General features: G+C 63.3%; 20 protein-coding genes and 1 tRNA gene. 16 read left to right on the top strand and 5 right to left on the bottom strand.

What is annotated here, in order from left to right:
• Positions 1 to 192 precede the first annotated feature (192 nt).
• The 5 genes from ACYQZ5_RS04610 to ACYQZ5_RS04590 form a co-directional block, all read right to left on the bottom strand.
• Positions 193 to 915 (bottom strand): M48 family metallopeptidase, encoded by a 723-nt coding sequence (locus ACYQZ5_RS04610; protein WP_379730893.1) that lies wholly within the window; start codon positions 913 to 915, stop codon positions 193 to 195.
• Positions 908 to 3,865: a type I restriction endonuclease subunit R gene (locus ACYQZ5_RS04605; protein ID WP_379730892.1), complete on the bottom strand. Its 2,958-nt coding sequence runs from the start codon at positions 3,863 to 3,865 to the stop codon at positions 908 to 910. The genes ACYQZ5_RS04610 and ACYQZ5_RS04605 overlap by 8 nt, the downstream gene beginning before the upstream one ends.
• Complete coding sequence (locus ACYQZ5_RS04600) at positions 3,858 to 5,150, bottom strand: restriction endonuclease subunit S (protein WP_379730891.1); 1,293 nt, start codon at positions 5,148 to 5,150, stop codon at positions 3,858 to 3,860. The genes ACYQZ5_RS04605 and ACYQZ5_RS04600 overlap by 8 nt, the downstream gene beginning before the upstream one ends.
• Positions 5,143 to 6,645, bottom strand: coding sequence for a type I restriction-modification system subunit M (locus ACYQZ5_RS04595; RefSeq protein ID WP_379730890.1), 1,503 nt, complete (start codon positions 6,643 to 6,645; stop codon positions 5,143 to 5,145). Before ACYQZ5_RS04595 ends, ACYQZ5_RS04600 begins: the two co-directional genes overlap by 8 nt.
• A gap of 163 nt (positions 6,646 to 6,808) precedes the next feature.
• A tRNA-Gly gene (locus ACYQZ5_RS04590) sits at positions 6,809 to 6,879 on the bottom strand.
• A 242-nt stretch (positions 6,880 to 7,121) separates the two neighbouring features.
• On the opposite strand from ACYQZ5_RS04590, the gene ACYQZ5_RS04585 reads away from it, so the two are divergent.
• The 16 genes from ACYQZ5_RS04585 to ACYQZ5_RS04510 are packed head-to-tail and all read left to right on the top strand — an operon-like array spanning position 7,122 to position 15,794.
• Positions 7,122 to 7,958: a putative RNA uridine N3 methyltransferase gene (locus ACYQZ5_RS04585; protein WP_379730889.1), complete on the top strand. Its 837-nt coding sequence runs from the start codon at positions 7,122 to 7,124 to the stop codon at positions 7,956 to 7,958.
• Between the two features lie 18 nt (positions 7,959 to 7,976).
• Positions 7,977 to 8,993, top strand: coding sequence for a 50S ribosomal protein L3 (locus ACYQZ5_RS04580; RefSeq protein WP_379730888.1), 1,017 nt, complete (start codon positions 7,977 to 7,979; stop codon positions 8,991 to 8,993).
• 6 nt (positions 8,994 to 8,999) lie between these two features.
• Entirely contained in the window at positions 9,000 to 9,746 is a 747-nt protein-coding gene (rpl4p, locus tag ACYQZ5_RS04575) for a 50S ribosomal protein L4 (protein ID WP_379818345.1), read from the top strand.
• Positions 9,743 to 9,997 carry a 50S ribosomal protein L23 gene (locus tag ACYQZ5_RS04570; RefSeq protein ID WP_053948483.1) on the top strand — a complete coding sequence of 85 codons (255 nt, stop codon included), beginning with the start codon at positions 9,743 to 9,745 and terminating at the stop codon, positions 9,995 to 9,997. Before rpl4p ends, ACYQZ5_RS04570 begins: the two co-directional genes overlap by 4 nt.
• Before the next feature lie 3 nt (positions 9,998 to 10,000).
• Positions 10,001 to 10,732 carry a 50S ribosomal protein L2 gene (locus ACYQZ5_RS04565; protein ID WP_379730961.1) on the top strand — a complete coding sequence of 244 codons (732 nt, stop codon included), beginning with the start codon at positions 10,001 to 10,003 and terminating at the stop codon, positions 10,730 to 10,732.
• A 3-nt stretch (positions 10,733 to 10,735) separates the two neighbouring features.
• On the top strand, positions 10,736 to 11,158 hold the full coding sequence (locus ACYQZ5_RS04560) for a 30S ribosomal protein S19 (RefSeq protein WP_379730962.1): 423 nt from the start codon (positions 10,736 to 10,738) through the stop codon (positions 11,156 to 11,158).
• 3 nt (positions 11,159 to 11,161) lie between these two features.
• Entirely contained in the window at positions 11,162 to 11,629 is a 468-nt protein-coding gene (locus ACYQZ5_RS04555) for a 50S ribosomal protein L22 (protein ID WP_379730963.1), read from the top strand.
• Complete coding sequence (locus ACYQZ5_RS04550; RefSeq protein WP_379730964.1) at positions 11,629 to 12,576, top strand: 30S ribosomal protein S3; 948 nt, start codon at positions 11,629 to 11,631, stop codon at positions 12,574 to 12,576. The genes ACYQZ5_RS04555 and ACYQZ5_RS04550 overlap by 1 nt, the downstream gene beginning before the upstream one ends.
• 3 nt (positions 12,577 to 12,579) lie before the next feature.
• Positions 12,580 to 12,807: a 50S ribosomal protein L29 gene (gene rpmC, locus ACYQZ5_RS04545; protein ID WP_379730965.1), complete on the top strand. Its 228-nt coding sequence runs from the start codon at positions 12,580 to 12,582 to the stop codon at positions 12,805 to 12,807.
• 6 nt (positions 12,808 to 12,813) lie between these two features.
• The gene (locus tag ACYQZ5_RS04540) at positions 12,814 to 13,317 is read left to right on the top strand and encodes a ribonuclease P protein component 1 (RefSeq protein WP_379730967.1); all 504 of its coding nucleotides are present in this window, start codon (positions 12,814 to 12,816) and stop codon (positions 13,315 to 13,317) included.
• Positions 13,302 to 13,631, top strand: coding sequence for a 30S ribosomal protein S17 (locus ACYQZ5_RS04535; protein WP_053948476.1), 330 nt, complete (start codon positions 13,302 to 13,304; stop codon positions 13,629 to 13,631). Before ACYQZ5_RS04540 ends, ACYQZ5_RS04535 begins: the two co-directional genes overlap by 16 nt.
• Complete coding sequence (locus ACYQZ5_RS04530) at positions 13,631 to 14,029, top strand: 50S ribosomal protein L14 (protein WP_053948475.1); 399 nt, start codon at positions 13,631 to 13,633, stop codon at positions 14,027 to 14,029. Before ACYQZ5_RS04535 ends, ACYQZ5_RS04530 begins: the two co-directional genes overlap by 1 nt.
• 2 nt (positions 14,030 to 14,031) lie before the next feature.
• Entirely contained in the window at positions 14,032 to 14,388 is a 357-nt protein-coding gene (gene rplX, locus ACYQZ5_RS04525; protein WP_379730968.1) for a 50S ribosomal protein L24, read from the top strand.
• Positions 14,385 to 15,089, top strand: a complete 705-nt coding sequence (locus ACYQZ5_RS04520) for a 30S ribosomal protein S4e (RefSeq protein ID WP_379730969.1) — start codon at positions 14,385 to 14,387, stop codon at positions 15,087 to 15,089. Before rplX ends, ACYQZ5_RS04520 begins: the two co-directional genes overlap by 4 nt.
• Entirely contained in the window at positions 15,082 to 15,606 is a 525-nt protein-coding gene (locus tag ACYQZ5_RS04515; RefSeq protein WP_379730970.1) for a 50S ribosomal protein L5, read from the top strand. The genes ACYQZ5_RS04520 and ACYQZ5_RS04515 overlap by 8 nt, the downstream gene beginning before the upstream one ends.
• Positions 15,603 to 15,794 (top strand): 30S ribosomal protein S14, encoded by a 192-nt coding sequence (locus ACYQZ5_RS04510; protein ID WP_379730971.1) that lies wholly within the window; start codon positions 15,603 to 15,605, stop codon positions 15,792 to 15,794. The genes ACYQZ5_RS04515 and ACYQZ5_RS04510 overlap by 4 nt, the downstream gene beginning before the upstream one ends.
• The last annotated feature ends 2 nt before the right edge of the window (positions 15,795 to 15,796 follow it).

The following is a 15,796-nucleotide window of genomic DNA, read 5'->3' as shown; positions in this document are numbered from 1 at the left end:
AAAAACGGCTTAATACTCATAATCGTTCCGGGGATTCTCGCATCGAGAGTCCCACCGTTCAACGGTAGGAGAGTTCTGCGGCAGGATATCGGGGGATGGGAGTCGGCAGTGGGGGGATCACCACCTCCTGTGTTCGATCGGAGATGGCGAAGCTGTTCGGGTATTCGAGAAAAGACACCGTTCGTCTGCTACTCAAAGATCGTCTTCAGAGAACACTAGCCGGGCGCTGTTCTCCGTGAGCCATTCGGAGTGATCTTCGTACTCGGGGTCATGCTCCGCAACGAGCGACCAGAAGTCGGAACCGTGGTTGGCCTCTCGGAGATGAGCGATCTCGTGAACGACGACGTAGTCAACGATCTCCGGCGGAGCCATCATTAGCCGCCAGTTCAGCCCGAGCGTTCCGTTCGAGGAACAACTTCCCCACTTAGTACGCTGGTTCCGAACCTCGATCTTCTCGTACTCAACGCCCATTTCCTTCGCGAAGTGATCAGCTCGCCGCTCGAACCGTTGACGAGCGTTTCGTCGGTACAGCGTTTCCAGAGCACGTTCGATAGAGGTGTCCTCGACATGGTGTTTCGCAAGACGGAGGGTATCATCCCCGACGCTCGACGAAGGACGCTGTTCGACGACAACCTCGTGTTCCTCCCCGAGGTACGGGAATGATTCGCCCTCCTCGAACTGACGCTCCGGTACTTGCTCCCGGTACTTCTCGAACCCTCTCATTTTCTCGACGACCCACGCGGCGTTGTCGCGGAGAAGTTCTGCCGGCGTGACTGACGAAGGCTCAGGGAGAACGACCGTAACGCCGTGAATATCCACGTCGATACGGGGTTTCGAGGCGTTGATGCTGTGGCGTACTTCGTACTCGATGGTGTTCCCCAACAGCTCGATCTCGTGGAGCTGTGCTTCAGCCATGGTTCTGGATGAGGTAGTTCCGGAGCGCGTCCACGAACTCGTCGTCCCGGATCAGGTGGCCGAGATCGTACTGCTTGACCATCACGTCCAGCAGGATGCGCTCGATTTCCGAGATGGTCTGCTGGTTCGTCTTCCAGCCGGGGTAGTCGCGGTCAACGCGGTCGTGGAACTGCGAGACGATCTCCTTAGCGATTTCTTCGGCTTGTTTCTCTGACTCGACAGCGTCGGGTGTCTCCTCAGTGAGGTGCGTGTAGATGGCGAACTCCGCGTCGTCCATTCCCTGTTTCTCAGCGTCTTCTTTGACGCTCAGCACCGCATCTTCGACCGACTTCAGCGCCTCGACAGCCTCGGGGTCGCTGATCTCCTCATTCTGCCAGCGTTCGACAATGTCGGTCACGCGTTCGCTCAGGCGCTTGTATCGCGGGTTCTGGTTCTCCCGTGGGTGCAGGTGTTCCCGAGTGGCGTGGGCGACCTGCGACGCCTTCACGCCGGGATTGTCGAGATCTTCAACGTCTTCGAGGTACTCCTCCCCGAGCTTGTAGGTGGGGAAGTCGTCCTTGATCGCTGTAATCTCGACGTTGTCGCTGATGATCTCTCGTGTCTTCTCCCGCATGTCCTCCTCGGGATCGTCGTCGCCCGAGGTGGTACGCTTGAAGGCGACGTGGACTCGGCTCAGCCACTTGTAGTCGTCCTCAACGTCTTCCTTGACCAAACGACCATCAGGGGCGACCGCCTCGTAGAGGTTCTGGAGCCGTCGGAAGCCCTGCTTGAACTGCCGTCGCTCAGGATGGGTGCTTACCCGACTGACCGCCTCGTAGGTCGCTTCCTGCGTGTCGGTCTTCGGAATCCCGTCGAAAATGTCCATCACGGAGTTGACCTGCTCAACGAGATCGTCGAACAGCTCGTCCTTGTTACGGGCAGCATACTCCTTCGTCTCGGCGTCGTAGTCCAGCGCGTCGTCGATGTTCTCGAACACGCCCTGGAAGTCCACGATCTCCCCGTTTTCCTTCCCCGCAGCAGGCCGGTTCGTCCGGGCGATGGCCTGCATGAGATTGTGGTTCCTCAGGTTCCGGTCGAGGTACATCGTCTTGAGGATGGGCGCATCGAAGCCCGTCAGGAGCATGTTGTGGACGACGAGGAGTTCGGGGTTGCTGTCTTCCTTGAATGCCTTCACGATGCTGTCGCGCTCCTCCGCGTCGGTGTGGAACTGCTCGATAATGTCGGGGTCGTCCTTCGTGGCGGTGTAGAGTACTTCGACCGCGTCCTCCCCACGCCGCTCGACGAGTCGTTCCCCGTACATCGCCGCCGACCGACGACTCGGTGTGACGACCATCCCTTTCCAGCCGTTCGGGGCGACGTGCTGGTCGTAGTGTTGGTCGATCTCCTCGACGGCGCGGTCAACGCGCGGTTCGATCTCCGCGAGCGTCGTCGCGTTCACGTTGTCGCGGATGAACTCCCGTTTCTGCTCGGTCGTCATCCGACTGAACTCCGCCTCGAACTCCTCGTCCAAGCCCTCCTCGTCGATCTCCCACTCCATCTCGTGCCGGAGCGTGAAGTACACGGGCAGAATCAGCCCGTCCTCGATGCCCTGTTTCACGGAGTAGCGGTGAAGGTAGTCTTCGCCCTCGGGGGAGAACTCCCGGAACGTGTTCTTGTCCTTCTCGCGTTCGCCCTCGCGTACGGGCGTCCCAGTAAACCCGAAGTGGTAGCAGTCGGGTAAGGCCGCATCGAGGCGGCTCCCGAGGTCGGCCTCCATGAAGCGGTGGGCCTCGTCGGACATGACCACCACCTCGTCGTTGCCCTGGACATCGGGGTCGACGTCCTCGAACTTCTGGATGGTCGTGAGAACGAGTTCGCTCTGGCCCTGCTCGATGAGCTCCTGCAGGTGGTCGATACTCTCTGCTTCCGTCCAGCGCTCAAGCGAGAGATTCGCCAGCTGGTCGCGCATCTGGCTGTTCAGCTTGTCCGTATCGACGATGATGAACACCTGCGGGTTCTTCGCCACGTCGGAGCGTTTCAGCAGGTTCTCGGCGGCGTACAGCATCGTGAACGACTTCCCCGATCCTTGGGTGTGCCAGACGAGGCCGCGTTTGTGTTCGCCGGCATCGACGCGGTCGAGGATTCGGTTCACTGCGTAGTACTGCATGTAGCGCGGGACGATCTTGGCGTCGCCGCCGGCCCGCCGTTCGTAGAAGACGAAGTGCTTCACTAGGTCGAGCAGCGTGGAGGGGTTGCACAGCGCCTTCACCGCCTGCCGCATCTCGTTCTCGTCCTCGAACGTCGCGGGCGCGTCGTTCCACGGCTCGTAGAACTCCTTGGGTGCGCCGACAGCGCCGTAGCGGAGTTCCATCGTGTCGGCGGCGATGTTGAACAGGCCGGGGACGAACAGTCGTGGCACGTCCTCCTGATAGGCCAGCAGGTCGCGCACGGCGTCGTGCCAGTCGTTATCCTGTGCGAGACTTTTGAGTTCCATCGTCACCAGCGGAATCCCGTTGACAAACAGGTTCACGTCCGGACGGATGGTCGTCTCGCGGGAGACGGAGAACTGATTCACCGCATGGAAGCGGTTGATCTCCGGGTTCTCGTAGTCGATCAGGTCGACGTAGATCGTCTCGCTCGTGCCGTCGTCGTGCTGGACGGTGAAGCTCTTGCCCTTGGTGAGCAGTTGGTAGAACTCTCGGTTGCCGTCCATGAGGTTCTCCGCATCCAGGTCGCGTCGAAGCGAGGAGATGAACTTCTCGACGTTCTCCTCGGTGACGGCGTCGTTGAGTGCGACGACCTGCTCGGCGAGGAGGTCCCAGTAGATGACCTCGTGGCTTTCGCGGCTGAAAGCCTCGTCAAGGGTTTTCGCACCTCTGTCGCCGTCCTGCCCGTACGTTTCCCATCCGACGCCGTCGAGCCACGAGAGGAGCGAGCGTTCGACGCCGTACTCGGATGGGGTGCTAACCATGTTGGGCGATTTCTTCGGGTACCTCTATGTTAGTGTTGGTTGTTCTGACTTTCCCCGAGAGGAGGTCTTGCATGAGGCCCTGTTTGAGGGCCTGAAGTTGCGATTTATAATCTTTCTCGTGCTGTATCCGAGCTTGGTATGTGTCAAGCACTTCAATAATTTTCTCTTGTTCTTCCTCGGTCGGAATTGGGAATCGCATGTTTAGCAGGTCAGAACCTGCCAGATTCTTCTGTACTCCTCCTTTTGCACGACGGTTAACTCGTCGGCGCCCGAGTGAACTATTCACGTAATACTTCATGAAATTAGGGTTGAGTGAATCTTTGAAGCGGAAACGTATGAGGAAGGCTCCGGGAATAGTCGGTTTATGATGATTTTCCCATACCGTGCCTATACCCGTAGTCCCGCTTCGTGTGATCATAAAGTCTCCCGGCTTCAAAATATGTTCCTCAACTTCATCATATTCGAGGTCAGCTACCGGCATATCATCAAGATCGATATGACCGTTGTCATCAAGATCGGTTGTGCGAAGTGTGGCTATCTCTCCATCCTCATCATACCTCTCAGAGCCGAACCTTGGGCCAAACGCACTTTCCTTAGTATGTTCTGAAAGCTGATCAAAATTCCAATCACCCGGGATTGTTACTAAACGGGTTTGCTCAATAGTATCATGGTCGAAGTACCCCTCCCGGAAAAGGTGTTGCTCAACTCCACGTTGGATTTGTTTTGTTCCTTCAATCATCTTTTCGGTCTTCTCAATAGCTTGGTCAACCGTGTAGAGTACGGTGGCGATTTTGCGCTGTTCAGGGAGTGGAGGAAGGAGGAAATTGAAGTTGCTAAATAGATTCCACGATGTTCGTGGCATCCGCGTTCCTGCCGAAGTACGCCGGGCGTAGTCATACGCAGGTTTGGAACTCAACCGATACAATAGCCACTTAGAATTCACATCCGACTCTGCGACTATTGGAAAAATGTCGGTTGACGCAACGCCTTCGAAGTCGGGTTGTGCCGATTTCTCCAGATTCGGGCGAAGCTTCGCAAAGAGAATATCCCCAGTTTCAAATCGTCGCTTAGTGCTTGAAAGGTCATCAAGAGACTCCCAATCAGGCACCGGGTCGTTTGGGTCAATATGCTCTAATCCGATATGCTTCTCTAATTCCACCTCTTGAGGATCAACATTGTCCGACCGCTTGTAGGCTACTTCGTGGAGTTGGACTTCTTCCCACTTTTGTTCCTGTTTATCACTCTCCTCTGGAACGAACTCGCTCAACGTGGATTCCTCATTCATAGTTCAACGCCTCCATGTGCTCCGTCATTGTCGCCTCGATCTCGTCACGCTCCGCCTGCAATTCGCGTAACTTCGCCAGTTCCTCCGCTACATCAATATCCTCTTCCGGTTCGGTCGTATCGACGTACAGCGCGATATTCAGGTTGTAGTCGTTCTCTCGGATCTCGTCCAGCGACACCGTCCGGCTCACACGCTCCTCGGTCGCCCATCCCCGGAAGTTCTCAATAATGTGATCGAGGCCGTCCTCCGTGAGTTCGTTCTGGTTCGACAGCTCCTCGTAGAAGTCCTCGTCGGCGGCGTGGATGAACTGCACCTCGTCCTCACGCTCCTCCGGCTTGTCCGTGTTCAGCACGAGCACCGCCGAGGGAATCGCGTTGTTCTGGAACAGGTTCTCAGGCAGGCCGACGATGGCCTCCACTATACCCTCTTCCAGCATATACTCCCGATAGCGTGATTCGTGCTTCCGAAATAGCACACCGTGGGGAACGACGATGGCCGCCTTCCCACCAGCGCCATCCTGATCAGGACGCTTCAACTGCTTCGCCATGTGCATGATGAAAGCGTAGTCGCCTCGGTCGGCACGCGGCAGTTTGTCGTGCCAGTCGAAGCGGTCATACGGGTCGTCCTGAAGCCCGTCCTTGTCCCAATCGGCGGAGAACGGGAAGTTCGCCAGCACGCGGTCGAAGCGCGTGAGTTCGTTCTCCTCGTCGTTCGTGAACGCGGGGTTGGAGAGTGAATCTTCGCGCTGAATCTCCCCATCGAGGCCGTGGATAGAGAGGTTCATCTTCGCTATCGCGGCAATGTCGGGGTTGATCTCCTGCCCGGTGAACTTCATCTTCGAGGGGTCGGCGTTCTGCTCCTCGCGGTAGTACCGCGCCGCCTCGATGAGCATCCCCCCGGAGCCGACAGTCGGGTCGTGGAACGTCATCCCGTCCTCGAACTCATCGACGAGTCGAACGCAGAGGTTGACGATGTGCGGCGGCGTGAAGAACTGCCCACCGGACTTGCCCTCCTCCTCAGCGAAGTGACGCACCAAGTCCATGTACGCCTCCCCGAGCATGTCCGGTGGCACGCTGTCCCGGTCGAGATCGTAGGTGTCGAGGTGTTCGATCAGTCGCCCGAGTCGGTCGTCGTCGAGGGCGTCGGCGTCGATGAAGTCCGCGCGGAAGACGCCGGAGAGTTCGGGGTTCTCCTCAACGAGCGCGTCGAAGGCTTCGTTGAGGGCCTGATCGACATTGTCGCTGACTGCGCGGAGGTCGTCCCACAGGTAGCCTTCGGGGACAACGGGAATGTCGTATAGGTTCTCTCGTCGGGCGAAGTCCTCGCCGTACTCGTCGACGTTCCGTTCGTACTGGACCTCGAACTCGTCGGAGATGGATTTGTAGTAGACGAGCGGGAGGATGTACTCCTTGTAGTCGGTCGGGTCAACGGCGTCGCGGATTATGTCGGCACATTTGAAGAGGTGAGATTCGAGCTCGTCCAGGGAGAGCGGCATACCCCGAGGGTGCCACCGTACCAATATATCTCCTGTGGTGGGTAGTCGACTGCGCGCAGTCACACGTTACGCGCGAGGAAGCGATGCACCGTTGGGTCAGTAGTGTATCGACGCCGACTCGCGGTCCGCAAGCTCACCGCTCGAACGTTGGCGTTGAGAGAAGTGCGCTGGCTGGGATTTGAACCCAGGTTGTGACCATGGCAAGGTCACGTGATACCACTACACTACCAGCGCGTTCCTTCGTATTCCCACCAAGTGCGGTTTTCTTCTTAAGACTTCCGAAACGCTCCCAATCGACTGCCGGCGGCGGGGTATCGTCGCCGTCTCGATCCGACATCCACGACAGACACTGACGAACGAAAGAAACCGACCAACGGGGGTCTGGGGCCGTGTGAGGCCGTCACAGCCCGCGTGAAGAGTCGCTACCCTTTTACGGCGTGGTTCGGAAGTGAGAGTACAGTCCAGTGGCGAGGCACATGACGGGCGACAACACAATCGTCGTACCGTCGTCGCTCGTCCGGGAGGCCGAGGACAAGCGCGAGGCGACCCGAAAGCTCGGGTACGTGGCTCGCGCCGCGGCCATCTACCGGATCGATCGAATCCTCGTCTTCCCCGACCGGGAAGCCGAGGGCCGCTGGGGCGGAGAGTTCGTCCGCACGGTGCTGGCCTACGCGGCCACGCCACCCTACCTCCGGAAGAAGGTGTGGGACGAACGCGACGAACTGCGCTACGCAGGCGTCCTCCCCCCCATGCGTGTCTCCCCACGGACCGGCTCCGAGGGTGAAACCCCGGAGTCGAGAGAAGGAATCGTGACCGAGGTCGGACCTGACGACCGCGTCCGGGTCAATTGCGGACTGCAACACCCGATCTCCCTGCTCGTCCCGCCGTCGATGGCGGTCGAGGAGGGGGAGCGCGTCACAGTCAGGGTCTCTTCGCGAGAACCCGTCCGCGCACGGCTCGTCGACGAGGACCCACCCGGGTTCACCGTCGACGCCTGCGGGGACATCCAGGAAGCCCTCGCCCGCGAAGACGCGGGCGTCCGAATCGGCACGTCGCGCCACGGGGACGAACTCACCCGTTCGCGGCTGGCCGAGATCGCCCCGCTCTACCGGGACGGCGCCACCGTCGTCTTCGGCTCGCCGGGCCGCGGGCTTCCGGAGATCTTGGGGGTATCCCCCGACGATCTCCCCGTCGAACCCGACTCGCCCGGGTTCGACCTCTGGCTAAATACGGTTCCGGACCAGGGCAGCGAGGTGGTGCGCACCGAAGAAGCGGTGTTCGCCACGCTCGCCCCGCTCGCGCTCAGGGACTGAGCGCGGAGGAAAACGAACATGCCACAACCAAGCAGACCACGAAAAGGCTCGCTGGGCTTCGGCCCGCGAACGCGTGCGGCGTCGGAAGTGCCGCGTATCCGCTCGTGGCCGGACGACGAGGGCTCCCCTGCACTCCAGGGGTTCGCTGGCTACAAGGCCGGCATGACCCACGTCGTGATGGTCAACGACGAGGAGGACTCGCCGCGGAACGGGATGGAGGAGTCCGTCCCCGTTACCGTCGTCGAGACCCCGCCGATGCACGCGATCGCCGTGCGAGCCTACGAGGACACGGCGTACGGAGCGAAGCCGGCAACCGAGGTTTGGGCGACCGAGTTCCACGACGAGCTCGATCGCGCGCTCGACCTGCCGGCCGAAAACGACTTCGAGGGCGACGCTGACGAACTGCGGACGCTCGTCGAGGAGGGTGCGGTCGACGACCTCCGGGTCATCACCCACACCACTCCCGCGACGCTGCAGAACGTCCCCAAGAAGGAACCCGACGTGATGGAGACGCGAGTCGGCGGCGGCTCCCTGCAGGAGCGCGCCGAGTTCGCGCTCGACCTGGTCGAGGACGGCGGCGAACACGAGTTCGGCGACGTCTTCCGAGCGGGCGAGTACCTCGACGCCTCGGGTATCACCAAGGGCAAAGGGACGCAGGGTCCCGTCAAGCGCTGGGGCGTCCAGAAGCGGAAGGGCAAGCACGCCCGTCAGGGCTGGCGGCGCCGCATCGGTAACCTCGGCCCGTGGAACCCGAGCCGCGTTCGCTCGACGGTTCCCCAGCAGGGCCAGACCGGCTACCACCAGCGGACGGAGCTCAACAAGCGCCTGATCGACTTCGGCGAGGGCGACGACGCCTCCGTCGACGGCGGCTTCGTCAACTACGGCGAGGTCGACGGGCAGTACGCGCTCGTGAAGGGCTCGCTGCCGGGCCCCGACCAGCGCCTCCTGCGCTTCCGCCCCGCGATCCGGCCGAACGACCAGCCGCGCCTCGATCCCGAGGTGCGCTACGTCTCCACGGCCTCCAACCAAGGGTAACACACAATGCAAGCAACTATCCGAAACCTGGACGGCTCGGACGGCGACGAGGTCGAGCTCCCGGCGGTGTTCGAGACGACGTTCCGCCCGGACCTCATCAAAGGCGCCGTGCAGGCCGCCCAGGCCAACCGAAAGCAGGCGTACGGCGCCGACGAGTACGCCGGGCTCCGCACCCCCGCCGAGTCGATGGGGTCGGGCCGCGGCATGGCGCACGTACCTCAGGAGAACGGACGCGCGCGGCGTGTCCCGCAGGCCGTCGGTGGCCGCGCGGCACACCCGCCGAAAGCCGAGAAGGACCAGGGCAAGAAGGTCAACGACAAGGAGCGCAAGCTCGCGACCCGCTCCGCCATCGCCGCCACGGCCGACGCCGAGCGCGTCGCCGAGCGCGGCCACGCCTTCGACGACGACCTCGAACTCCCGCTCGTCGTGAGCGACGAGTTCGAAGATCTCAACAAGACCAAGGAGGCCGTCGAGGCCTTCGAGGCGCTCGGCATCCACGACGACGTGGAGCGCGCCGACGAAGGTCGGGGCGTCCGCGCCGGGCAGGGGAAGGCCCGTGGCCGGAAGTACGACGAGCCGAAGTCGGTGCTCGTCGTCACCAGTGAGGAGCCTTCGCGTGCCGCACGCAACCTCGCCGGCGTCGACGTGGCGACGGCCGAGGACGTGAACACCGAGGACCTCGCACCCGGCACCGACGCCGGCCGACTCACGCTCTGGACCGAGAGCGCCGTCGAGGAGGTGGCCGACCGATGACGGGGATCATCGAACACCCGCTGGTCACCGAGAAGGCGATGGACCAGATGGACTTCGACAACACGCTCCAGTTCATCGTCAACGTCGACGCGGACAAGCCCACCATCGAGGCGGAGATCGAGTCCAGCTACGACGTGACCGTCGACTCGCTGAACACGATGGTCACGCCGCAGGGCAAGAAGAAGGCGATCGTCCGCCTCTCCGAGGAGGACGACGCACAGGAGATCGCCTCGCGAATCGGGGTGTTCTGACACATGGGACGACGAATTCAGGGGCAGCGGCGTGGCCGCGGGACGCCCACGTTCCGGGCGCCTTCCCACCGCTACAAAGCTGACCTCGAACACAAGAAAAGCGAGGAGCAGGACACGATCTCCGGCGAGATCGTCGACATCGAACACGACCCCGCCCGCAGCGCGCCGCTGGCGGACGTCGAGTTCGAGGACGGCGACCGCCGGCTCGTGCTCGCTCCCGAAGGTATCGCCGTCGGGGACACCCTGCAGGTGGGTGTCTCCGCCGAGATCAAGCCCGGTAACACGCTGCCGCTCGCGGAGATCCCGGAGGGGATCCCGATCTGCAACGTCGAGAGCCAGGTGGGCGACGGCGGGAAGTTCGCCCGTGCCTCCGGCGTCTCGGCGCAGCTGATGAGCCACGACCGCAACGTCGCGGTCGTTCAGCTGCCCAGCGGCGAGGTCCGCCGGCTCCCGCCGGCCTGCCGTGCCACCATCGGCGTCGTCGCCGGCGGTGGGCGGACGGAGAAGCCGTTCGTCAAAGCCGGCAACAAGCACCACAAGATGAAGGCCCGCGGGACCAAGTACCCGCGTGTCCGCGGGGTCGCGATGAACGCCGTCGACCACCCGTTCGGTGGCGGTGGCCGCCAGCACCCCGGTCAGCCCAAGTCCGTCTCGCGGGACGCCCCGCCGGGACGGAAGGTGGGCGACATCGCCTCCAAGCGCACCGGCCGCAGCGGTGGCAAGGGGGGAGAGTAAACCATGAGCTCGGAATACCGAACCGGCCGCGAAGGGGAGTTCACCTACCGCGGTCACACGCTCGAGGACCTCGAAGAGATGGATCTCGACGAGGTCGTGGAACTGCTACCCGCCCGCGTGCGGCGAACCATCGACCGGGGACTCGGCGTCGACCACCGCAAGCTGGTCGAGGAGGCCCGGGAGGCGACCGAGGAGGAGACGGCGAACGATCCGCTCCGGACGCACCTCCGGGACATGCCGATCCTGCCCGAGTTCGTCGGCCTCACCTTCGAGGTGTACAACGGCCACAGCTTCGACCGCGTGAAGGTCGAGCCGGAGATGATCGGCCACTACCTCGGTGAGTTCCACCTCACCCGATCCACCGTCGAGCACGGTCAGGCCGGCATCGGCGCGACCCGGTCCTCGAAGTTCGTGCCACTCAAGTAACCTATGGGAATCAGCTACAGCGTCGACGCCGACCCGGAGACCACGGCGAAAGCCATGCTGCGGGAGCGTCAGATCAGCCTGAAGCACAGCAAGGCCATCTCGAAGGCCATCAAAGGCAAGACGGTCGCCGAGGCCGAGGAGTACCTCGACGCGGTGATCGAGGGCGAGCGCTCGGTGCCGTTCAAGCAGCACAACAGCGGCGTCGGACACCGGTCCGACATCGACGGCTGGGACGCCGGCCGCTTCCCCGAGAAGGCCAGCGAGGACTTCCTCAAGCTGCTGACCAACGCCAAGAACAACGCCGACCACCAGGGGTTCGACGGCGAGGAGATGACCATCTCCCACGTCGCGGCCCACAAGGTCGGCGAGCAGGTCGGCCGGAACCCCCGTGCGATGGGGACCGCCGACCCCTGGAACACTGTCGAAGTGGACGTCGAAATCATCCTCGAAGAAGAGGAGGAGGATAACTGATGGCGGACGAACAGCAGTTCATCGAGAACGGGCTCCAGCGGAGCCAGATCGACGAGTTCTTCGCGGACGAGCTCAGCCGCGCCGGCTACGGCGGCATGGACATCGCGAAGACGCCGATGGGGACCCAGATCGTCCTCAAGGCCGAGAAGCCCGGTATGGTGATCGGCAAGGGTGGGAAGAACATCCGGAAGATCACCACCGAGCTCGAGGACCGCTTCGACATGGAGGACCCGCAGATCGACGTGCAGGAGGTCGACGAACCCGACCTCAACGCACAGATCGTCGCGGACCGACTGGCCAACGCGCTCGAGCGTGGCTGGTACTTCCGCAAGGCGGGCCACACCACCATCGACCGCATGATGGAGGCCGGCGCGCTGGGCGCGGAGATCGTCCTCTCCGGGAAGGTCACCGGCGCCCGTTCGCGCGTGGAGAAGTTCAACCGCGGCTACATCAAGCACAACGGCGAGCCCGCCCAGTCGGTCGTCGACGAGGGTCAGGGCGTCGCCGTGATGAAGCTCGGCACCATCGGGGTCAACGTCAAGGTCATCGGACCGGACGCGGAGCTTCCCGACGACTTCGAGATCACCGAGACCTCGGAGCCGCCGGAGGTCGAGCAGGCCGAGACCGGCGAGGGCGTCGAGGAACTCCTCGCCGACGTCGAGGAGGAGGAGATCCCCGAGGCGCCTCAGCACGAGGAGCCCGAGATCCCCGACGAGTCCCCCGAGGAGGTCATCGACGAGGAGGTCGTCGAGGAGGTCGTCGAGGCCGCCGAGGAGACCGACAGCGTCGAGGAGGACGACGTCGAGACCGCCTCCGAAGAGGCCGTGGAGACGGCCGACGAGGAAGAGGAGCTCGACGAGGACGTCGAAGAGGAAGCGGCCGACCTCGTCTCCGAGATGGAAGAGGAGGCCGAGGACGCCGAATCCGACGAGGAAACGGAGGAGTAATACATGGCGATTCTCTACACTGAAGAGATCAGAGACATGACGCCCGCCGAGCGGGCGGCCGAGCTCGAGGAGCTCGAGACCGAGCTCCTGAACGCTCGCGCCGTGCAGGCGGCGGGTGGCGCGCCGGAGAACCCCGGCCGCGTCGGCGAGCTTCGCCGGACGATCGCCCGGATCAAGACGATCCAGAACGAGGAAGGCGACGACGTCGAAGCGGCCGACACCCAGGAGTAACGTACGATGGCACTCACACCCGACACCCTCACACGACACGAACTCAACGGGCTGCCCGTCCGGGTAGCCGACGCCGCCAACCCCGACCTCGTCGGGATCAGCGGCCGCGTCGTGGTCGAGACGATGAAGACGTTCCACGTCGACGACGGGCGTCGGGTGCGGCAGGTCCCCAAGGCGGGGAGCTGCTTCGAGTTCGCTATCACGAACGCGGAGGACGCTGCGAGAGCCAGCGTCGCTCCCGCCGCAGATGAAGCCGCGGACGCCGCCGAGGCGTCCGGGTCCGTATCCCAACTCGGGACGGAAACTGCCGGGGTCCGCCCCGGCAAGTCTGGCCCGTCCGCCCCGCCCCGGAGTCAGGGTCGGGGGGCGAGTCGGTTCGACGGGGAGGACTCCCCCCGAACGGACGAGTGCCAGGATACGGTCTACGTAACGGTGGATGGCGAGAAACTGCTCTCACGACCCACCGCGCGAACCGAGCGCGGGGGTGATTCGACATGGCAATCGGACTAAACGTAGAACAACCGGAGGAGACCTGCTCCGACGAGAACTGTCCGTTCCACGGGGACCTCTCCGTGCGCGGGCAGACGCTCGAGGGTGAAGTCGCCTCCACCGACATGGACAAGACCGTCGTCGTGGAGCGGGAGTACGACGTTCGTGTGCCGAAGTACGATCGGTACATGAAGCGTCGATCCCGCGTCCCGGCACACCTGCCGCCGTGTGTGGACACGGAGGAAGGTGACACGGTCCGCATCGCAGAGACTCGACCGCTCTCGAAGACCAAATCGCACGTCGTCGTCGACGTTCTCGACGACGGGGGTGAATGATGGAGGCGCTCAAAGCCGACGTCACGCAGGGTCTGGAGAAGGGCTCGAAGATCGTCTGCGCCGACAACACCGGCGCCCGCGAGCTCAAGGTCATCAGCATCACCGGCTACTCGGGGACGAAGAACCGTCACCCGAAAGCCGGCATCGGCGACAAGATCACCGTCTCGGTCACCAAGGGCACGCCCGAAATGCGCCGCCAGGTGCTCGAAGCGGTGGTCGTTCGCCAGCGGAAGCCGATCCGGCGACCGAACGGCGAGCGCCTCAAGTTCGAGGACAACGCCGCCGTCATCATCGACGAGAACGAGGAGCCCCGCGGCACGGAGATCAAGGGGCCCGTCGCGCGTGAGGTCGCAGAGCGGTTCGGCACCATCGCCAGCACGGCGACGATGATCGTCTAAGCATGACACGACAGCCACGCAAACAACGAAACCAGAAGCGAGACGCCCCCCTGCACGAGAAGCAGAAGCAGGTTCGGGCCACGCTGACGGCCGACCTCCGCGAGGAGTACGGCCAGCGGAACGTCCGCGTCAACGCGGGCGACACCGTCGAGGTGCTTCGCGGTGACCACGCCGGCGAGGAGGGCGAAGTCCTGGAGGTCGACCTCCGGGAGGAAGTCATCCACGTCGAGGAGGTCACCGTGGAGAAGACGGACGGGGAGGAGGTTCCCCGGCCGCTCGACGCCTCGAACGTCCGCGTGACCGAACTGGATCTCGACGACGAGATCCGGCAGGAGCGTCTCGAGGAGGACAACGAATGACGAAACACCAGAAGCGACTCTCGGTACCGAACTCCTGGCCGGTCGAACGGAAGGAGGAGACGTTCACGGTCAAGGCCGACGCCGGTCCCCACGGTGAGGACGGGGTTCCCCTGCTCATCGTGCTCCGGGACGTGCTCGGCTACGTGGACTCCCGCAAGGAGGCCCGCTACGCGCTGAACAACGACGCGGTGCTCGTCAACGGCGACGAGATCGCCGACGAGGCCCGGCCGATCGGGATGTTCGACATCCTGGCGTTCCCGGCCCGCGGCGAGTACTTCCGCGTGTTCCCCGGCGAGGGCGGCCGCCTCGCGCTCACCCCGATCGACGAGGAGAGCGCGGCGTCCCGACTCGGGAAGATCACCGACAAGCGCCAGGTCAGCGGCGGCGCGTTCCAGCTCTCGCTGCACGACGGCACCACCCTCCACGTGGAGGACGCCGACGAGTACAGCGCGGGCGACTCGCTGGTGATCGACAACGAGGACAAGGAGATCGTCGCGCACTTCGAGTACGGCGAGGGCGCGCTCGTCACCGCCGTCGACGGCCAGCACGCCGGCGAGATCGGCGAGGTCGAGGAGATCCTCGTCACCCCCGGCTCCGGCCGCAACAGCGTGACCGTCTCCACCGACGACGGCTCCTTCGAGACCGTCGAGGAGTACGTCGTCACCATCGACGAGAACTTCGTGGGTGATGACGATGAGTGAAGCCGAAGCGGAGTTCCACCCGATGCGCGAACCGTCCATCGAAAAGGTCGTCGTCCACATGGGCGTCGGTCAGGGCGGTCGCGATCTCGCGAACGCCGAGGAGATCGTCGAGGAGATCACGGGCCAGCAGTCGGTCCGGACCTCGGCGAAGAACACGGTGCAGGCGTTCGACATCCGCGAGGGCGACCCGATCGGCGCGAAGGTCACCCTCCGGAACGAGGACGCCCGCGAGTTCCTCGAGACGGCGCTGCCGCTGGCGGAGATCAGCGCCTCGCAGTTCGACGAGGCCGGCAACGTCAGCTTCGGCGTCGACGAACACACCGCGTTCCCGAGTCAGGAGTACGACCCCAACACGGGGATCTACGGGCTCGACGTGACCGTCACGCTGGTCCGGCCGGGCTACCGCGTCGCCAAGCGCGACCAGGTCACCCGGTCGATCCCCGAGAAGCACCGCATGACCGCCGAGGACGCCATCGCGTTCCTCGAGACCGAGTTCGACGTGGAGATCGACGAATGAGTGAACTAGACGGCGAACACACCGGCAACGAAGAAACCGGCGAGCACGCCACCCAGGGTAGCACGCAGGAGCGGCAGTGCCGACGCTGCGGCCGCACCGAGGGGCTGGTGAGCAAGTACGGCGTCTTCGTCTGCCGACAGTGTTTCCGAGAGATCGCCCGCAGCATGGGCTTCCGGAAGTATCGATAACT

Source organism: Halolamina salina, from assembly GCF_054653455.1.
The sequence above is the reverse complement of the archived record's forward strand: the minus strand, read 5'-3'. Positions and strand labels throughout refer to the sequence as shown.

Bases quoted from the DNA above. Each gene is read 5' to 3' on its own strand.
- ACYQZ5_RS04530 (WP_053948475.1), top strand. From the start codon at position 13,631: ATGGAGGCGCTCAAAGCCGACGTCACGCAGGGTCTGGAGAAGGGCTCG.
- ACYQZ5_RS04610 (WP_379730893.1), bottom strand. From the start codon at position 915: ATGGCTGAAGCACAGCTCCACGAGATCGAGCTGTTGGGGAACACCATC.
- ACYQZ5_RS04535 (WP_053948476.1), top strand. From the start codon at position 13,302: ATGGCAATCGGACTAAACGTAGAACAACCGGAGGAGACCTGCTCCGAC.
- ACYQZ5_RS04585 (WP_379730889.1), top strand. From the start codon at position 7,122: ATGACGGGCGACAACACAATCGTCGTACCGTCGTCGCTCGTCCGGGAG.
- ACYQZ5_RS04520 (WP_379730969.1), top strand. From the start codon at position 14,385: ATGACGAAACACCAGAAGCGACTCTCGGTACCGAACTCCTGGCCGGTC.
- ACYQZ5_RS04570 (WP_053948483.1), top strand. From the start codon at position 9,743: ATGACGGGGATCATCGAACACCCGCTGGTCACCGAGAAGGCGATGGAC.
- ACYQZ5_RS04605 (WP_379730892.1), bottom strand. From the start codon at position 3,865: ATGGTTAGCACCCCATCCGAGTACGGCGTCGAACGCTCGCTCCTCTCG.
- ACYQZ5_RS04540 (WP_379730967.1), top strand. From the start codon at position 12,814: ATGGCACTCACACCCGACACCCTCACACGACACGAACTCAACGGGCTG.
- ACYQZ5_RS04600 (WP_379730891.1), bottom strand. From the start codon at position 5,150: ATGAATGAGGAATCCACGTTGAGCGAGTTCGTTCCAGAGGAGAGTGAT.
- ACYQZ5_RS04595 (WP_379730890.1), bottom strand. From the start codon at position 6,645: ATGCCGCTCTCCCTGGACGAGCTCGAATCTCACCTCTTCAAATGTGCC.
- ACYQZ5_RS04550 (WP_379730964.1), top strand. From the start codon at position 11,629: ATGGCGGACGAACAGCAGTTCATCGAGAACGGGCTCCAGCGGAGCCAG.
- ACYQZ5_RS04560 (WP_379730962.1), top strand. From the start codon at position 10,736: ATGAGCTCGGAATACCGAACCGGCCGCGAAGGGGAGTTCACCTACCGC.
- ACYQZ5_RS04510 (WP_379730971.1), top strand. From the start codon at position 15,603: ATGAGTGAACTAGACGGCGAACACACCGGCAACGAAGAAACCGGCGAG.
- rpl4p (WP_379818345.1), top strand. From the start codon at position 9,000: ATGCAAGCAACTATCCGAAACCTGGACGGCTCGGACGGCGACGAGGTC.
- rplX (WP_379730968.1), top strand. From the start codon at position 14,032: ATGACACGACAGCCACGCAAACAACGAAACCAGAAGCGAGACGCCCCC.
- ACYQZ5_RS04580 (WP_379730888.1), top strand. From the start codon at position 7,977: ATGCCACAACCAAGCAGACCACGAAAAGGCTCGCTGGGCTTCGGCCCG.
- ACYQZ5_RS04555 (WP_379730963.1), top strand. From the start codon at position 11,162: ATGGGAATCAGCTACAGCGTCGACGCCGACCCGGAGACCACGGCGAAA.
- ACYQZ5_RS04515 (WP_379730970.1), top strand. From the start codon at position 15,082: ATGAGTGAAGCCGAAGCGGAGTTCCACCCGATGCGCGAACCGTCCATC.
- rpmC (WP_379730965.1), top strand. From the start codon at position 12,580: ATGGCGATTCTCTACACTGAAGAGATCAGAGACATGACGCCCGCCGAG.
- ACYQZ5_RS04565 (WP_379730961.1), top strand. From the start codon at position 10,001: ATGGGACGACGAATTCAGGGGCAGCGGCGTGGCCGCGGGACGCCCACG.